The organism is Burkholderia sp. AU6039 (assembly GCF_002223365.1).
In the GTDB taxonomy this organism is placed as follows: Bacteria; Pseudomonadota; Gammaproteobacteria; order Burkholderiales; family Burkholderiaceae; genus Burkholderia.
Genome location: NZ_NKFK01000004.1, coordinates 786043 through 800332, shown reverse-complemented (window position 1 = coordinate 800332; position 14290 = coordinate 786043). Strand labels below are relative to the sequence as shown.

General features: G+C 68.0%; 9 protein-coding genes. 6 read left to right on the top strand and 3 right to left on the bottom strand.

All coding sequences use genetic code 11. The annotated features are described in order from the left end of the window. The first annotated feature begins 118 nt into the window (after positions 1-118). Complete coding sequence (locus tag CFB39_RS16395; RefSeq protein WP_039346434.1) at positions 119-1081, top strand: ion channel; 963 nt, start codon at positions 119-121, stop codon at positions 1079-1081. Positions 1082-1133: 52 nt separating this feature from the next. On the opposite strand, the gene CFB39_RS16390 is transcribed toward CFB39_RS16395, so the two are convergent. Continuing rightward, complete coding sequence (locus CFB39_RS16390; protein ID WP_089473650.1) at positions 1134-1748, bottom strand: glutathione S-transferase family protein; 615 nt, start codon at positions 1746-1748, stop codon at positions 1134-1136. A gap of 371 nt (positions 1749-2119) precedes the next feature. On the opposite strand from CFB39_RS16390, the gene CFB39_RS16385 reads away from it, so the two are divergent. Next, positions 2120-2677, top strand: a complete 558-nt coding sequence (locus CFB39_RS16385) for a sugar O-acetyltransferase (RefSeq protein WP_089473649.1) — start codon at positions 2120-2122, stop codon at positions 2675-2677. A 2101-nt stretch (positions 2678-4778) separates the two neighbouring features. Beyond that, positions 4779-8351, top strand: a complete 3573-nt coding sequence (locus tag CFB39_RS16380) for an indolepyruvate ferredoxin oxidoreductase family protein (protein ID WP_089473648.1) — start codon at positions 4779-4781, stop codon at positions 8349-8351. Between the two features lie 92 nt (positions 8352-8443). Here the strand turns inward: CFB39_RS16380 and CFB39_RS16375 are convergent, their stop codons facing one another. Continuing rightward, a complete protein-coding gene (locus tag CFB39_RS16375; protein WP_089473647.1) occupies positions 8444-10111 on the bottom strand; it encodes a Na+/H+ antiporter in 1668 nt (555 codons plus the stop codon). 298 nt (positions 10112-10409) lie between these two features. On the opposite strand from CFB39_RS16375, the gene CFB39_RS16370 reads away from it, so the two are divergent. The 3 genes from CFB39_RS16370 (at position 10410) to CFB39_RS16360 (ending at position 12857) form a co-directional block, all read left to right on the top strand. Continuing rightward, on the top strand, positions 10410-11696 hold the full coding sequence (locus CFB39_RS16370; RefSeq protein ID WP_089426455.1) for an EAL domain-containing protein: 1287 nt from the start codon (positions 10410-10412) through the stop codon (positions 11694-11696). Positions 11697-11784: 88 nt separating this feature from the next. Continuing rightward, the gene (locus tag CFB39_RS16365) at positions 11785-12510 is read left to right on the top strand and encodes a copper homeostasis protein CutC (RefSeq protein WP_089426454.1); all 726 of its coding nucleotides are present in this window, start codon (positions 11785-11787) and stop codon (positions 12508-12510) included. 86 nt (positions 12511-12596) lie between these two features. Beyond that, positions 12597-12857 carry a hypothetical protein gene (locus tag CFB39_RS16360; protein ID WP_089473646.1) on the top strand — a complete coding sequence of 87 codons (261 nt, stop codon included), beginning with the start codon at positions 12597-12599 and terminating at the stop codon, positions 12855-12857. Here CFB39_RS16360 and CFB39_RS16355 read toward each other — a convergent pair. Further along, entirely contained in the window at positions 12803-14158 is a 1356-nt protein-coding gene (locus CFB39_RS16355) for a cytosine permease (protein WP_089473645.1), read from the bottom strand. The two genes, CFB39_RS16360 and CFB39_RS16355, sit on opposite strands and share 55 nt — an antisense overlap. Between the last annotated feature and the right edge of the window lie 132 nt (positions 14159-14290).

Below are 14290 nucleotides of genomic sequence, written 5' to 3'. Positions count from 1 at the left end.
GGCTTTTTTTGCGCCGCGCGGCCGGTAGCGCGACGGATTTCCATTCCGAACCGGCACGCATACCCGGCCGCCGCCGCGCGTGCTACGCTCATCGCCTCCCAGCTTTCGGCACCGCGCGATGAACGTCGATTCGTCCTCCCCAGCCTCCCGCGGCCGTGGCCGCAAGCTCTGGTCGGGCACTCGCCCGGTGATCGCGTACGGGATGCCGCCGCTCGGCTGGCGCGACCTCTATCACCGCGCGCTGACGGTGAGCTGGCCCGTATTCTTCCTGTCGCTCGCCGTGCTGTTCCTGCTGCTCAACGGCGCTTTTGCGACGCTCTACCTGCTTGGCCATGCGCCGATCGCGAACCAGTCGCCGGCCGGCTTCGGCGGCGCGTTCTTCTTCAGTGTCGAGACACTCGCGACCGTCGGCTACGGCGACATGCATCCGCAGACCGTCTATGCGCACCTCGTCGCGACGTTCGAGATCTTCGTCGGGATGTCGGGCATTGCGATGGCTACCGGGCTCGTGTTTGCGCGGTTTTCGCGGCCGCAGGCGAAGATCCTGTTCGCACGCTACGCGATCGTCCGGCCGTTGAACGGCAGGATGACGCTGATGGTGCGCGCCGCGAATGCGCGCCAGAACGTGATTGCCGAGGCGCAGGCGAAACTGCGGCTGATGCGCGTCGAGGGCACGCACGAGGGCTACACGCTGCGCAAGATCCACGACCTGGCGCTCGTGCGCAGCGAGCATCCGATCTTCCTGCTCGGCTGGAACCTGATGCACGTGATCGACGAATCGAGCGCGTTGTTCGGCGAGACGCCCGAATCGCTCGCCGCGCGCGACGCGTCGTTGCTGATCACGATCGAAGGCTCGGACGAGACCACCGCGCAGGTGATGCAGGCGCGTCATTCCTGGGAGCATGACGAGATCCGCTGGCGTCACCGCTATGTCGACCTGATGCACGACGAAGACGGCATCACGCACATCGACTACACGCATTTTCATGAGGTGGTGCCGGTCGACGCCGATACCGACGAGCGCGGCTCGCCGGGGGCGGTGGTCAATGCCGGTGCCGCGACGTCGGGCCCGGCCGCGTAGCGGCGCTCGCGGGCGGGCCGGTCGTGCCGCTCCCGCGCGACGTGTCTACGCGTCACGCATGCAGCAGCCGCGCCGCTTCGCGCTGTTCGATCGCGACCGCGCGGCGGAATGCGTCGCGGTCCTCGGCGCGCGCGAGGTAGTCGCCGAGCACGCCTTCGTGCGGCAGCAGATGCGCGTCGAAGGCGATCTTCAGCGTGCTGGCGAGCAGCAGGTCGGCCGCGGTGAAGCGGTCGCCGACGAGCCATGGACGATGAGCGAGCGCTTGCGCGAGTGCGCGCTGCACGCGGGTGATGTTGCCCCAGCCGAACGCGACCGGATTGCCCGACGCGCCGGTGAATTTTTCGGCCATCGCCGGTTCGAGGCAGGTCGGCGTGAAGAACATCCATTGGAGGAAACGGCCGCGCAGCGGATCGTCGGGCGCGACGCCGAGCCTGGCGCCCGGGCAGCGGTCGGCAAGATAGAGCAGCACGGCGCCCGATTCGGCGAACGGCACGCTGCCGTCGTCGAGCGCGGGCAGTTTGGCCATCGGGTTGACCTGCACGAACGCGTCGCTGCCCTGTTCGTGCGAACGCAGGTCGATCGGCACGAGTTCATACACCACGCCGAGTTCTTCGAGCATCCACAAGGCCCGGAATGCCCGGGTCTTCGGCCAGTAGTAGAGCTTCATCGTGCCTCCGCGTTGGGGTGCAGCTATCGGTCCGGTGGATGCTCCAGCGTACCCGAGCAGCGGCGGTTCGGACAGGGGCGTCTGGCGAGGGGCGCCCGGCCGCGGGCGGCTGTCCGCGTGTGATGACCGATGCATTGTGTGTCGAGCGTGAATCGAGCAGAAGGGCGGGAAAAGCCTTATGGTACAAGGATGTATGTTTATAACTAGTTATATTTAAACTAGTTATAAATTGGGCGGAAATTGCGGTGTAGGCCGGCATTCCGCACACGGCATCGCGGAGCCAGCAACGTCCGTGCACACGCCAACACGGGCATCGTTCCGCGAGCGCGGATGCATCACGAAACAGGGAAATCATGGGAGACAACTCACGCATGGCAAACGACGATCGCACCACGATCATTCCGAGAAGAACGCCGGAATCGGCGGCGATGGTGGCCGAGGTCAAGCGGGCGATGTCGATCGCCGCGCGGATCAATCGCCTGACGTTCGACGATGCCGCCGAGGTTCGCACATTATTCGGAGAACTGATCGGTACGCAGGTGGACGACGGCTTCATGTTGATCCCGCCGTTCCATACGACGGGCGGCACCGGCATGAAGCTCGGGCGCAACGTGTTCGTCAACCAGAACTGCACGTTCTACGATCTCGGCGGGCTCGAGATCGGCGACGACGTGATGATCGGGCCGAACGTCAGCCTCATCACGTCCGGCCATCCCGTCGAACCTTCGCGGCGGCGCGACTTCGTCGTCGCGAAGCCGATCGTGATCGAACGGAACGTCTGGATCGGCGCCGGCGCGACGATCATCGGCGGTGTGACGGTGGGCGAAAACTCGGTGGTCGCGGCCGGGGCCGTCGTCACGCGGGATGTTCCGCCGAATGTGCTGGTCGGCGGCAATCCGGCGGCGGTCATCCGGTCGATTGCCGAGTAATCCGGCTTGAGGGCGCGTGCCTGGTCGAGGCAGCCGGGATGGGCGGATGTGGATAACCCACCCCCCGAGGCGACTCGAAACACTGTGCATTTGAATGGTGAGGGTGCCGCCGAGGCAGTCTGGATGGGGCTTTCCGGCCAATGCCCGATAGCGGCCGGCGGATGCGCGGGCCGTTCCGGTCGATGGTTGGAAGAAAGTCGCGCCGCGCGATCGGTTGTGGATATCCTCACGCCGAAACGACTCGGCGCCCTGTGCATTTCACAGGTGAGGGTCACCGGATGATACGGAATGCATGAAGCGGGTTGTGGACAACTCGCCCGCGAAACGACGCGAAATGCTGTGGAATTCAACGGTGAGGGGCGGCGTCCGATCGGGCGATGCGCCTTTTCTGGCGCGGTTTTCCGATCTTTGCATGGTTCGAGGCGTCGCGCATTCTAGCCGAACGCGCGCATGCGTGGCGGAACCGCGTGCGTGCCGCGACGTGAAGATCCGGTTCCGGCTGTCACCCGAAAGGCCGTGCATTTTAACGGCGAGTGCGGGTGCGTGGTCTGCAACGTGCAGATTTCGCTGCGCATCGCGGCGTTCGCAAGCGACTCGAAACGCTGCGCAATGCAGCGGCGAGCGCGAACACGCGATCGTTGGTCGGCGGTCGGCGCGGCAAGACGCGATCGTTTGGCCAGCGGCTCCGTCCGACGTGGCGTGCATGTCCGGTTCGGACGCGAGCGTGCGAGCGGGGCCAACGCGAGCCCCCGTGTGGATATCCGATCACCGAAACGACTCGCGACACTGTGCATTTCAACGGTGAGTGTCAGTACCCGATCGGCCGGCGAGCCTTGTCCCGCAAGGATTGCTGGCCGGTCGCACCTTTCGCCGCGTGCATCCGTCATCGCATCGGCGGATGCGCATGCATGTGGATATCCTGCGTCGCGGACCACTCGAAGCGCTGTGGTTTTCAACGGTGAGGGTGCCCGCGTGGCTGGTCGGCAATGCCGGATCGGGCGGGGATAACCACTGTTGCAGACACTCGAAGCCCTGTGTATTTCAACGGTGAGCGCGAGCCCGTGATTGTGCCGCATGCGCGTTGCGGCGTACATGTCTGGCCGATAAGCCCGCTCTCGACCCAATGCATTTCCCTGGTGAGCGGGAGCCCGCGATTGTGCGCCATTCGGGTTCCAGCGTGCTCGTCCGGCCGATAAACCCGCTCGCGACCCAAAGCATCTCCACGAAGCGTGCGAGCCCGCGATTGCCCGGCATGCGTGTACCAGTGCGCCCGTCCGGCGGATAATCCGGCTCGCGACCCAGTGCGTTTCCACGGAGAGTGCAGGCTCGCGATTGCGCAGCATGCGTGTTCCAGCGTGCCTTTCCGGCTGATAAACCCACTCGCGACCCAACGTACTTCCACCATGAGCGCGAGTCTGCAATTGCCCGGCATGCATGTTTCTGCACGCCTTTCCAGCCGACAAACCCGCTCACGACCCTGAGCATTCGAACGTTGAAGGCGGGCCGCCGATCGACGTAATACGCCCTCGCCGATGTGGATATCCCCAGCCGAAACCCACTCGCCGCGCTGTGAATTTCGACGGTGAGCGTCGAAGCAAGAGCCCAACGCATGCCGACACAGATGTGGACATCCCGGCCTCCACGCCACTCGAAAAACTGTGCAATCGAACGGTGAGCGCGCGAGCCCCGGTCGGCTGAGGGGCGCGGCGTTGTGGACATCCCGCGTTGCCGACCAATCGCAACCCTGTGCATTTCAATGGTGAGGGTCACCGCCACGAGGCGCTGAAACCCTTGCCACACGGGGCACGAGCGCCACCCGCGCCCTGCCCGGGGCCACCGCCGGACCGCCACGCGTTTCCCCGACAAACGATCCGCCCGCCCCGACGCGTCGCCCATCCCGCCCGACCGCCGTGCGCGAAAACTCTCTCAAATCCCGCCAAAAAGCTGCGCAGTTTTTCTCACAGAGGGCCCGCCCGAGCAAGATGAGAAAAAACATTCTCGGCTCCGCGCGAAAAAATAGAGCCATTCGCTGCCGCCAGTCCCGCGTCGCCTGACGCCCTGCCGAGCAGCCCAGAACAGCACAATCCGGAGACATCCCCCCATGACTGCCCGCCTGCCCGTCGACGGCACGCCTGCCCTGTCCGACTACCGCCTGACCGACAACCTGACCGCGACGCGCGGCCGGATCTTCCTGACCGGCACGCAGGCGCTGGTTCGCTTGCTGCTGATGCAGCGCATGGTCGATGCCGAACAGGGGCTCAACACGGCCGGCTTCGTCAGCGGCTATCGCGGCTCGCCGCTCGGCATGGTCGACCAGCAGCTGTGGAAGGCGAAGAAGCTGCTCGACGCCGGCGGCGTGCGCTTCCTGCCCGCGATCAACGAGGAACTCGGCGGCACGGCCGTGCTCGGCACGCAGCGGGTCGAGGCCGATCCCGAGCGCACGGTCGAGGGCGTCTATGCGATGTGGTACGGCAAGGGGCCGGGCGTCGATCGCGCCGGCGACGCGCTGAAGCACGGCAACGCGTACGGCTCGTCGCCGCATGGCGGCGTGCTCGTCGTGGCGGGCGACGACCACGGCTGCGTGTCGTCGTCGATGCCGCACCAGAGCGACTTCGCGATGATCGCGTGGCACATGCCGGTCGTGAACCCGGCGAACATCGCCGACATGCTCGAATTCGGCCTGTACGGCTGGGCGCTGTCGCGCTACTCGGGCGCATGGGTCGGTTTCAAGGCGATCTCGGAAACGGTCGAATCGGGCTCGACCGTCGACCTCGACGCGTTGCAGACGCAGTGGCCCGCGCCGGAAGGCTTCACGCCGCCGGCGGGCGGCCTGCACAACCGCTGGCCCGACCTGCCGAGCCTCACGATCGAGGCGCGCCTTGCCGCGAAGCTCGATGCGGTGCGCCATTTCGCGCGCACCAACAGCATCGACAAGTGGATCGCGCCGAGCGCGCAGGCGAACGTCGGCATCGTGACCTGCGGCAAGGCGCACCTCGACCTGATGGAAGCGCTGCGCCGCCTCGACCTGACGGTGGCGGACCTCGACGCGGCCGGGGTGCGGATCTACAAGGTCGGCCTGTCGTATCCGCTCGAGATGACGCGCGTCGAAACCTTCGTCGACGGGCTCGCCGAAGTGCTCGTGATCGAGGAGAAGGGGCCCGTCATCGAGCAGCAGATCAAGGACTACCTGTACAACCGCACGGAAGGTGCGCGCCCGCGCGTGCTCGGCAAGCACGACGCCGCCGGCGCCTGCCTGCTGTCCGAGCTCGGCGAGCTGCGCCCGTCGCGCATCCTGCCGGTGTTCGCCGACTGGCTCGCGCGCCACAAGCCGGCGCTCGACCGTCGTGAGCGCGTGGTCGATCTCGTCGCGCCGCAGATCCTGTCGAACGAGGCGGACGCGGTGAAGCGCACGCCGTATTTCTGCTCGGGTTGCCCGCACAACACGTCGACGAAGGTGCCGGAAGGCTCGATCGCGCAGGCCGGCATCGGCTGCCACTTCATGGCGTCGTGGATGGAGCGCGACACGACGGGCCTGATCCAGATGGGCGGCGAGGGCGTCGACTGGGCCGCGCACGCGATGTTTACCAACACGAAGCACGTGTTCCAGAACCTCGGCGACGGCACCTACTTCCACTCGGGCATCCTCGCGATCCGCCAGGCCGTGGCCGCGAAAGCGAACATCACGTACAAGATCCTCTACAACGACGCGGTCGCGATGACGGGCGGCCAGCCGGTCGACGGCAGCATCTCGGTGCCGCAGATCGCGCGGCAGGTCGAGGCGGAAGGCGTGTCGCGCTTCGTGGTCGTGTCCGACGAGCCGCAGAAGTACGACGGTCATCACGGCCAGTTCCCGACGGGCACGACGTTCCATCACCGCAGCGAACTCGACACCGTGCAGCGCGAGCTGCGCGAGACGCCGGGCGTCACCGTGCTGATCTACGACCAGACCTGCGCGGCCGAGAAGCGCCGCCGCCGCAAGAAGGGCGAATTCCCCGACCCGGACAAGCGCCTGTTCATCAACGACGCGGTGTGCGAAGGCTGCGGCGATTGCGGCGTGCAGTCGAACTGCCTGTCGGTCGAGCCGCTCGAAACACCGCTCGGCCGCAAGCGCCGCATCGACCAGTCGTCGTGCAACAAGGACTACTCGTGCGTGAACGGCTTCTGCCCGAGCTTCGTGACGGTCGAAGGCGCGGCGCTGAAGAAGGCCGCCGGTGCCGCATTCGACGAAGCCGCGCTCGCCGCGAGGGTCGATGCGCTGCCGGTGCCGGCGACGCATCTCGACGCGGCGCCGTTCGACATGCTCGTGACGGGCGTCGGCGGCACGGGTGTGGTGACGGTCGGCGCGCTGATCAGCATGGCCGCGCACCTCGAAGGCAAGAGCGCGTCGGTGCTCGACTTCATGGGCTTCGCGCAGAAGGGCGGCTCGGTGCTGTCCTTTGTGCGGATCGCGTCGAGCGACCGGTGGCTGAACCAGGTGCGCATCGACACGCAGCAGGCGGACGTGCTGCTCGCGTGCGACATGGTCGTCGGTGCGAGCGCCGAGGCGCTGCAGACGGTGCGTCACGAGCGTTCGCGGATCGTCGTCAATACGCACCGGATTCCGAACGCGTCGTTCGTGCAGAACCCCGATGCGAACCTGCATGCGGATGCGCTGCTCGAGAAGATGCGCCACGCGGCCGGCGACGGCTACCTGTCAAGCTGCGACGCGCAGGCGCTCGCCGCGAAGTTCCTCGGCGACTCGATCGGCGCGAACATCCTGATGCTCGGCTATGCGTGGCAGCTCGGCCTCGTGCCGGTGTCGCTCGCGGCGCTGATGCGCGCGATCGAGCTGAACAACGTCGCGGTGCCGATGAACAAGCTCGCGTTCTCGATCGGCCGGATGGCGGCCGGCGACGCGGCGGGCCTCGATGCGTTGTGGAACGCGCGTCACACGGTGGCCGCGCAGGCCGCGCCGGAGACGCTCGCCGAGCTGATCGCCGATCGCGAAGCGCGTCTCGATGCTTACGGCGGCGCACGCTATGTCGAGCGCTACCGTGCGCTCGTGAGTGCGGCGCGTGCGAAGGGCGACGACGCGCTGACGCGCGCGGTCGCGACGACGTTCTACCGGCTGCTCGCGGTGAAGGACGAATACGAGGTCGCGCGGCTGTACACGGACGACGCATTCCGCACGGCGCTCGAAGCGCAGTTCGAAGGCGTGCCGGGGCAGGCCTACCGCGTGAAGTTCAACCTGGCGCCGCCGACGGTCGCGAAGGCCGGCCGCGACGGCAGCGCGCCGAAGAAGCGGGTGTTCGGCCAGTGGATGTGGCCGGTGTTCGGCATGCTGGCGCGCGTGCGCAGCCTGCGCGGCACGTGGCTCGATCCGTTCGGCCGCACCGTCGAGCGCAAGATGGAGCGTGCGCTCGCCGACGACTACGAGACGACGCTCGCACGCGCGCTCGCCGCGATGACGGCCGGCAATGCCGCGCCGGTCACGCAATTGGCAGACCTGCATGCACGTGTGCGCGGCTTCGGTCACGTGAAGGTGCGCAATCTCGCCGGCGTGAAGCGCGCGGAGCGCGAGCTCGCCTTGCAGCTCGGCATCGAAGCGGCGACGAGCGCGGCCGTGCAGCACGCGCTCGACGAGATGAAGGGCGCGGGGATGCTGAAGGGGATTCCGGTCGTCGTCGCGAAGTAACGCGAACGCGGGCGGATGTGAAAACGGCGACGCGTGTGCGTCGCCGTTTTTTATTGGGCCGCGGTGGCTGCGTACAGGCAGCGGCCGGCCCTTTAGAGAATGCCTTTCTTGCGCGTCGACAGCGCGGTTTCCGACAGGTCGATCTCGCGGAGCAGCTTCGTCAGCGTCTCGTCGGAAATCTTGCTCTCGCTGCGCAGCCGGTACAGCGCGGAGCGTTCCGCGCGCACGGCCGCGATCCGCATCTGCAGTTCCATCGTTTCGGCCTGCTTCGCTTCCGCGCGCGGCGTGGGGCCGTCTTCGGCGAGCGTCGCGAGGCGGCGGCGGTACTGGTCCATCACGCGTGCGGAGATGTCCGCGCAGCGTGCGGCGCCCGATTCGTCGAGATCGACCGAGATCGCGTCGTGCGACGAGTCGATCGCGCGGATCGCGGCCTGCGCGGCGGCCGCGCGCGCGGCGCGTTCCTCGTCGCCGAGCGGGCTGCGCGACGAACGCACGCCGCGCAGCAGCAGCGGCAGGCCGACCACCGCGACGACGAGCGAGCCGAGGATCACGGCCGACGCGACGAAGATCGCCGTGTCGCGGCCCGGCAGCGGCACGCCGTCGGACAGCGCGACCGGAATCGACAGCACGCCGGCGAGCGTGACCGCGCCGCGCACGCCGCCGACCGTCATCACCGCGATCGTGCGCACGCCGGCCATCGTGCTCGCGAGGCCGTGGCGCGCGGCGCGACGGCTCGCGAACCAGCGCAGCAGCCAGACCCACAGGAAGCGGATCGCATACAGCGCGAGCATCATCGCGCAGACGTTGAAGATCATCCGGCCGACGAGCGCGTCGCTCGTGTGGTGCGCGTCGACGAGCGTGCGGCCGATGATGTGCGGCAGCTGCAGCCCGAGCATGATGAACACCATGCCGTTGAACACGAACTCGATCATCGCCCACGTACTTTCGGCGCGCACGCGCGACGCGACGGTGCTTTTACGCGAGAAGCTCGTGTAGTTCATCATCATCCCGGCCGACACGGCCGCCAGCACGCCCGACAGGTCGAGGTGCTCGGCGAACAGGTAGGCCGCGAACGGCACGAGCAGCGTCATCACGATGCCGGGGGCCGGATCGCCTTCCTGCTCGGCGTTCAGGAAGCGCGTCGACAGCGCGCTGAACGCCCACGACACGAGCGCGCCCGTCGCGAGCCCGCCGGCCGCGACGATCACGAACGTCACCGACGCGTCGCGCAGCGAGAACATGCCCGTCAGCGCGGCCGCGATCGCGAATTTCAGTGCGACGAGGCCCGACGCGTCGTTCATCAGCGCTTCGCCTTCGAGGATGTGCATCAGTTGCGGCGGGATCCGGCCCTTTCCGGCGATGCCGGACAGCGCGACCGCGTCGGTCGGCGACAGCACGGCCGCGAGCGCGAACGCGATCGGCAGCGGCAACTCGGGTATCAGCCAGTGCGCGAAGTAGCCCACTGCGAGTACCGTCATGAACACGAGCCCGAATGCGAGCATCAGGATCGCGCGGCGCTGCAGGTACAGCTCGCGCTTCGGAATCCGCCAGCCGTCCGCGAACAGCAGCGGCGGAATGAACAGCAGCATGAAGATTTCGGGATCGAACGTGACGTGCAGGTTCAGCTTCGGCCACGCAAGCATTGCGCCGAACGCGATCTGCATCAGCGGCAACGGCAGTTGGAACGGCAGGAGGCGTGTGACGGCGCCGGACAGCGCGACGGTCAGCAGCAGGATCAGGACGGTGAAGACGATTTCCATCGATACGGCGAATACGGGGAATGAAACGATCGTACGGAGTGTAGCGTGCTGGCGTGACGGGTGCGTTCGAGCGGCCGGTGCGCGTGCACGAAAACGGTGCGTGCGACCTGCGCCGGGATGGTGCGGCAACCCGGCGCGAGCCGTGCGGCGCACGGGCTGTCGGCGCCTTGCACGGAGCTTGCTTGAGGTTCGGCAGCCGTCCGGCGTCGACCGGGCAACCGAGGGTCCAACCAATGACATTGCACGCGCCGCTCGCTTCGTCGGGCGCCGCGTTCGAAGGCAATACCAGGAGGAAGGCATGACGATCGTGCAACAGGAGCGTCCGGCCGCCGCGTCGCCGTACCGGTTCGAGCGGGAGGTGAGTTCCGGCTTCGAACGTCTGGCGACGCAGCACCGCGACATGACGCTCACGACCGTGTTCCAGCCGATTTTCAGCCTGTCGCACCAGCGTGCGGTGGGCTACGAGGCGCTGCTGCGCGCGCACGATGCGCTCGATCGCGCCGTGTCGCCGCTCGACGTGTTCGGCGAAGCCGCGCGCCGGGGCGAGCTGCTGCAGCTCGACCGGCTCGCGCAGGCGCTGCATCTCGAGAACTTCGCGCTGCTCGGCGCCGAGCGCGAGTGGCTGTTCCTCAACGTGCATCCGGGCGTACTCACCGACCCGTTCCAGGCGGCCGCGCTGCTCGCGAACCTGAAGCGGCTCGGCATGCCGCCGCGCCGCGTCGTGCTCGAAGTGCTCGAGCAGCGCGCGGAAGACGTCGAGCGGCTTGCCGAGGCCGTGCGCGAATTCCGCACGCACGGCTTCCTGATCGCGCTCGACGATTTCGGCGCGGGTCACTCGAACCTCGAACGGATCTGGCAGCTGAACCCGGACATCGTGAAGCTCGACCGGATCATGCTGTCGCACGCGGCGCACCGCACCGGGCTCACCGCGATCCTGCACGGGCTCGTGACGCTGCTGCACGAGGCCGGCAAGCTGGTGCTCGTCGAGGGCATCGAGACCGAGCACGAGGCGCAGATCGCGCTGTCGTGCGAGGCCGATTTCGTGCAGGGCTATTACTTCGGCCGGCCGGCGCCGGGGCTGCCGGACAGCGCGGCCGCGACGGGCTGCATCGGCGAGCTGACCGAACGCTTCCGGCAGCAGACCGACGCGCGTGAACGGCGCGATGCGCAGCGGCTCGCGCCGTACCTGCGCGCGTTCGAACGTGCGGCCGAGCGTCTCGCGGCCGGCGAGCCGCTCGACGAGGTGTGCTGGAACTTCCTCGCGCTCGACGCGGCCGCGCGCTGCTTCCTGCTCGACGCGCACGGCCGCCAGTCGGGCCGCAACGTCGTGCTGCGCGCCGACCGCGCGCTCGCCGAGGCGCGCTTCTCGCCGCTGGCGGACGCGCAGGGCGCGAACTGGCTGCGCCGGCCGTATTTCCGCTCGGCGATCGCCGAGCCGGGGCGCGTGCAGGTCACGCGGCCGTACCTGTCGATCAACGAGGCGCAGCCGTGCGTGACGCTGTCGGTGGCCGTGCGCATCGGCGACGCGCAGCGCGTGCTGTGCGGCGATATCGACTGGCGCGACGACGAAGCGGACGCCGGTTAGCGCCGCGCGCATCGCCGCCGGCACGCTGGCGTCCGTCACGCGGCTCGGCTAGGATGCGCGAATTGTCCTGACGATTCGCGGGCCGCCCATGAACCGAAACGCCGCCTCCTCCGTTCTCCTCGAAGTGATCGCCACGACCGTCGGCGATGCGAAGGCCGCCGCCCGCGCGGGCGCCGACCGCCTCGAACTCGTGACCGCGATCACCGAAGGCGGGCTGACGCCGAGCGTCGGCCTGATCGAAGCCGTCGTGGCCGCCGTGCCGATTCCCGTCAACGTGATCGTGCGACCGCACAGCCGGTCGTTCGTCTATGACGCCGACGATCTCCGCGTGATCGAACGCGACGTGCGTGCAGCCGTCGCGGCCGGGGCGAACGGCGTCGTGTTCGGCGCGCTCGACGCACGCGGCGACGTCGATCTCGGCGCGCTGGCGCGCATCGCGGCCGCGGCGGACGGCCGCGCACTGACCTTCCACCGCGCGTTCGACGTGTCGCGCGACCTCAACGCCGCATTCGACGCGCTGCTGCGCGTGCCGGCCGTCACGTCGGTGCTGACGTCGGGCGGCCATCCGTCGGTGCTCGACGCGGTCGCGACGATCACGCGGCTCGCGCGGCAGGCGGCCGGCTCGACCTGCACGGTGCTGGCCGGCTCGGGGCTCACGGTCGATGCGGTCGGCGATTTCGTCCGCGCGACCGGCGTGCGCGCGGTGCATTTCGGCTCGGGGGTGCGGCCGCGCGGCGAGGTGCTGGCGCCGGTCGATCAAGCACTCGTCGAGCGCGTGCGCGCGGCGATCGACGGCGCGGCGGCACACGTGTGATGCACATGGCGTACGGCAGCGGGCAGCGGCCGCTGCCGTACGCGCCGATACGACACACCGGTACGCCATCCGGAAGGGCGGGCCACATGACGGGCGTATCACCCGCCACGCAGGACGGCGCAGATGACAGCGCACGCGTCGATCCGGTGCACGCGCAGCCGCGCGCCGGTGACTATGCGGTCGACGGGCTCGACGGCGCGCGCTGGCTGGTCGGGAAGACCGTGATTCGCGACGCGCAGGGCAACGCGGGACAGACGCGTCAGGTGACGCGCGGCGGCGCGCGGGTGTCCCGTCACGTATTGCGCACGAACCAGGTCCGCTTGGCCGTGCCCAGCAGCGCGCGATAGACCACCCACGACACGACGAACGTCGCGGGCGCCGACAGTGATGCGGCGAACCCCGTCGCCTGGTTCAGCGCGAGCCCGACGAATGCGCCGGCGAACCAGGCGGTCAGCCCGCCCGGGTTGAAGGTCGGTACATGGGCGTCGCGGCATTCGACGTCGTCGCCGACCAGTTTCCCGTAGCGATCCGACAGGATGTGCGCGAGCGCGACGCCGACCCATGCGACGACGAAGATCCCCTGGTATGCGAGCGCCTGCAGGATCCGCGAGAAGATGTCCGCCATCATCAGCGCATAGACGACCGCGCCCACCACGAGCGCCCACACGAATTTCGGCGCGCGCAGGCCGGCCACCTTCAGGAAGAACGCCTGCATGTTGACGGTAGCGAGGTAGTAGTTCGCGGTGTTGATCCGCGATTGCGTGACCCACACGAACAGCAATCCCCATACGCCCATCAGCTTCAGCAGCGCGAGCACCACGGATACTTCGGAGAGCGTACCGAGCCCCGGAATCGTGCTGACGAGATAGATGCCGGCCGCGCCGTTGACGAGAAACGTGACGAGGTAGAACGGCATCCCGAAGTTGAAGCGGCCGTGATAACCCGCGTCTTCCTTGCGGCCGAAGCGCGCGTAGTCGAACGTGAACATCATCAGCACCCACACGCCCATGTAGTAGACGAAGCAGTGCCACCAGCCGCCGGCCGGCACGGCGCCCGTCGGCCCGAAATCGAGCCAGGCCGCGTGGTAGCCGTATTCGGCCGTCGCGAGCCCGACCGCCGCGAGCAGCCCGAGCAGGTAGAACGGCAGCAGCACGCCGTTGAACTTGTCGAGCCAGTGCTGCACGCTGCCGAACACGAGCGGCACGCTGTAGCAGACGACGATCAGCGCGGCCCATTTGTAATCGAGCCCGGGAAACTGGTGGTGCGCGGCGACCGCGATCACCGAACCCTCGAACACCGCGTAGTAGACCGCCGTCGCGAAGAAGATCAGCGTGGCGAGCGCCGCGCCCGCGCTGCCGAACAGCACGCGCGAGAACAGCGCGACCGAGAGCCCCGTGCGGATCGCGTAGCGGCTGATGATCGTGTTGACGAGGCCGTACGACACGACCGACAGCGCCATTCCGATCAGCGCGTTGCGCGCGCCATAGGTGAGCGCGAGCGTGGCGCCCACGACGATGTAGAACACCGCGCTGCACACGGCCCACCACGCCATCGTCAGCGAAAAGGGCGGCATGCGCGCGTGGTCGGGAACGGCGAGCGTCGACAGGTCGAGATCCTCGTCGGGGCGGGCCTGAGCCAGGTTGGCCATGATCGTGCTCCTTGATGAGCGGAAACTGCGAACGACGTCTCGGCCGCGGCACATGCGATCCGCAGGGTTGCCCCGACGTCGGGCGGGCAACCGGTTCGGCAGGAACGGAAACAGCGCGCAAGCGTCCCCGCC

Bases quoted from the DNA above. Each gene is read 5' to 3' on its own strand.
- CFB39_RS16395 (WP_039346434.1), top strand. From the start codon at position 119: ATGAACGTCGATTCGTCCTCCCCAGCCTCCCGCGGCCGTGGCCGCAAG.
- CFB39_RS16390 (WP_089473650.1), bottom strand. From the start codon at position 1,748: ATGAAGCTCTACTACTGGCCGAAGACCCGGGCATTCCGGGCCTTGTGG.
- CFB39_RS16385 (WP_089473649.1), top strand. From the start codon at position 2,120: ATGGCAAACGACGATCGCACCACGATCATTCCGAGAAGAACGCCGGAA.
- CFB39_RS16380 (WP_089473648.1), top strand. From the start codon at position 4,779: ATGACTGCCCGCCTGCCCGTCGACGGCACGCCTGCCCTGTCCGACTAC.
- CFB39_RS16375 (WP_089473647.1), bottom strand. From the start codon at position 10,111: ATGGAAATCGTCTTCACCGTCCTGATCCTGCTGCTGACCGTCGCGCTG.
- CFB39_RS16370 (WP_089426455.1), top strand. From the start codon at position 10,410: ATGACGATCGTGCAACAGGAGCGTCCGGCCGCCGCGTCGCCGTACCGG.
- CFB39_RS16365 (WP_089426454.1), top strand. From the start codon at position 11,785: ATGAACCGAAACGCCGCCTCCTCCGTTCTCCTCGAAGTGATCGCCACG.
- CFB39_RS16360 (WP_089473646.1), top strand. From the start codon at position 12,597: ATGACGGGCGTATCACCCGCCACGCAGGACGGCGCAGATGACAGCGCA.
- CFB39_RS16355 (WP_089473645.1), bottom strand. From the start codon at position 14,158: ATGGCCAACCTGGCTCAGGCCCGCCCCGACGAGGATCTCGACCTGTCG.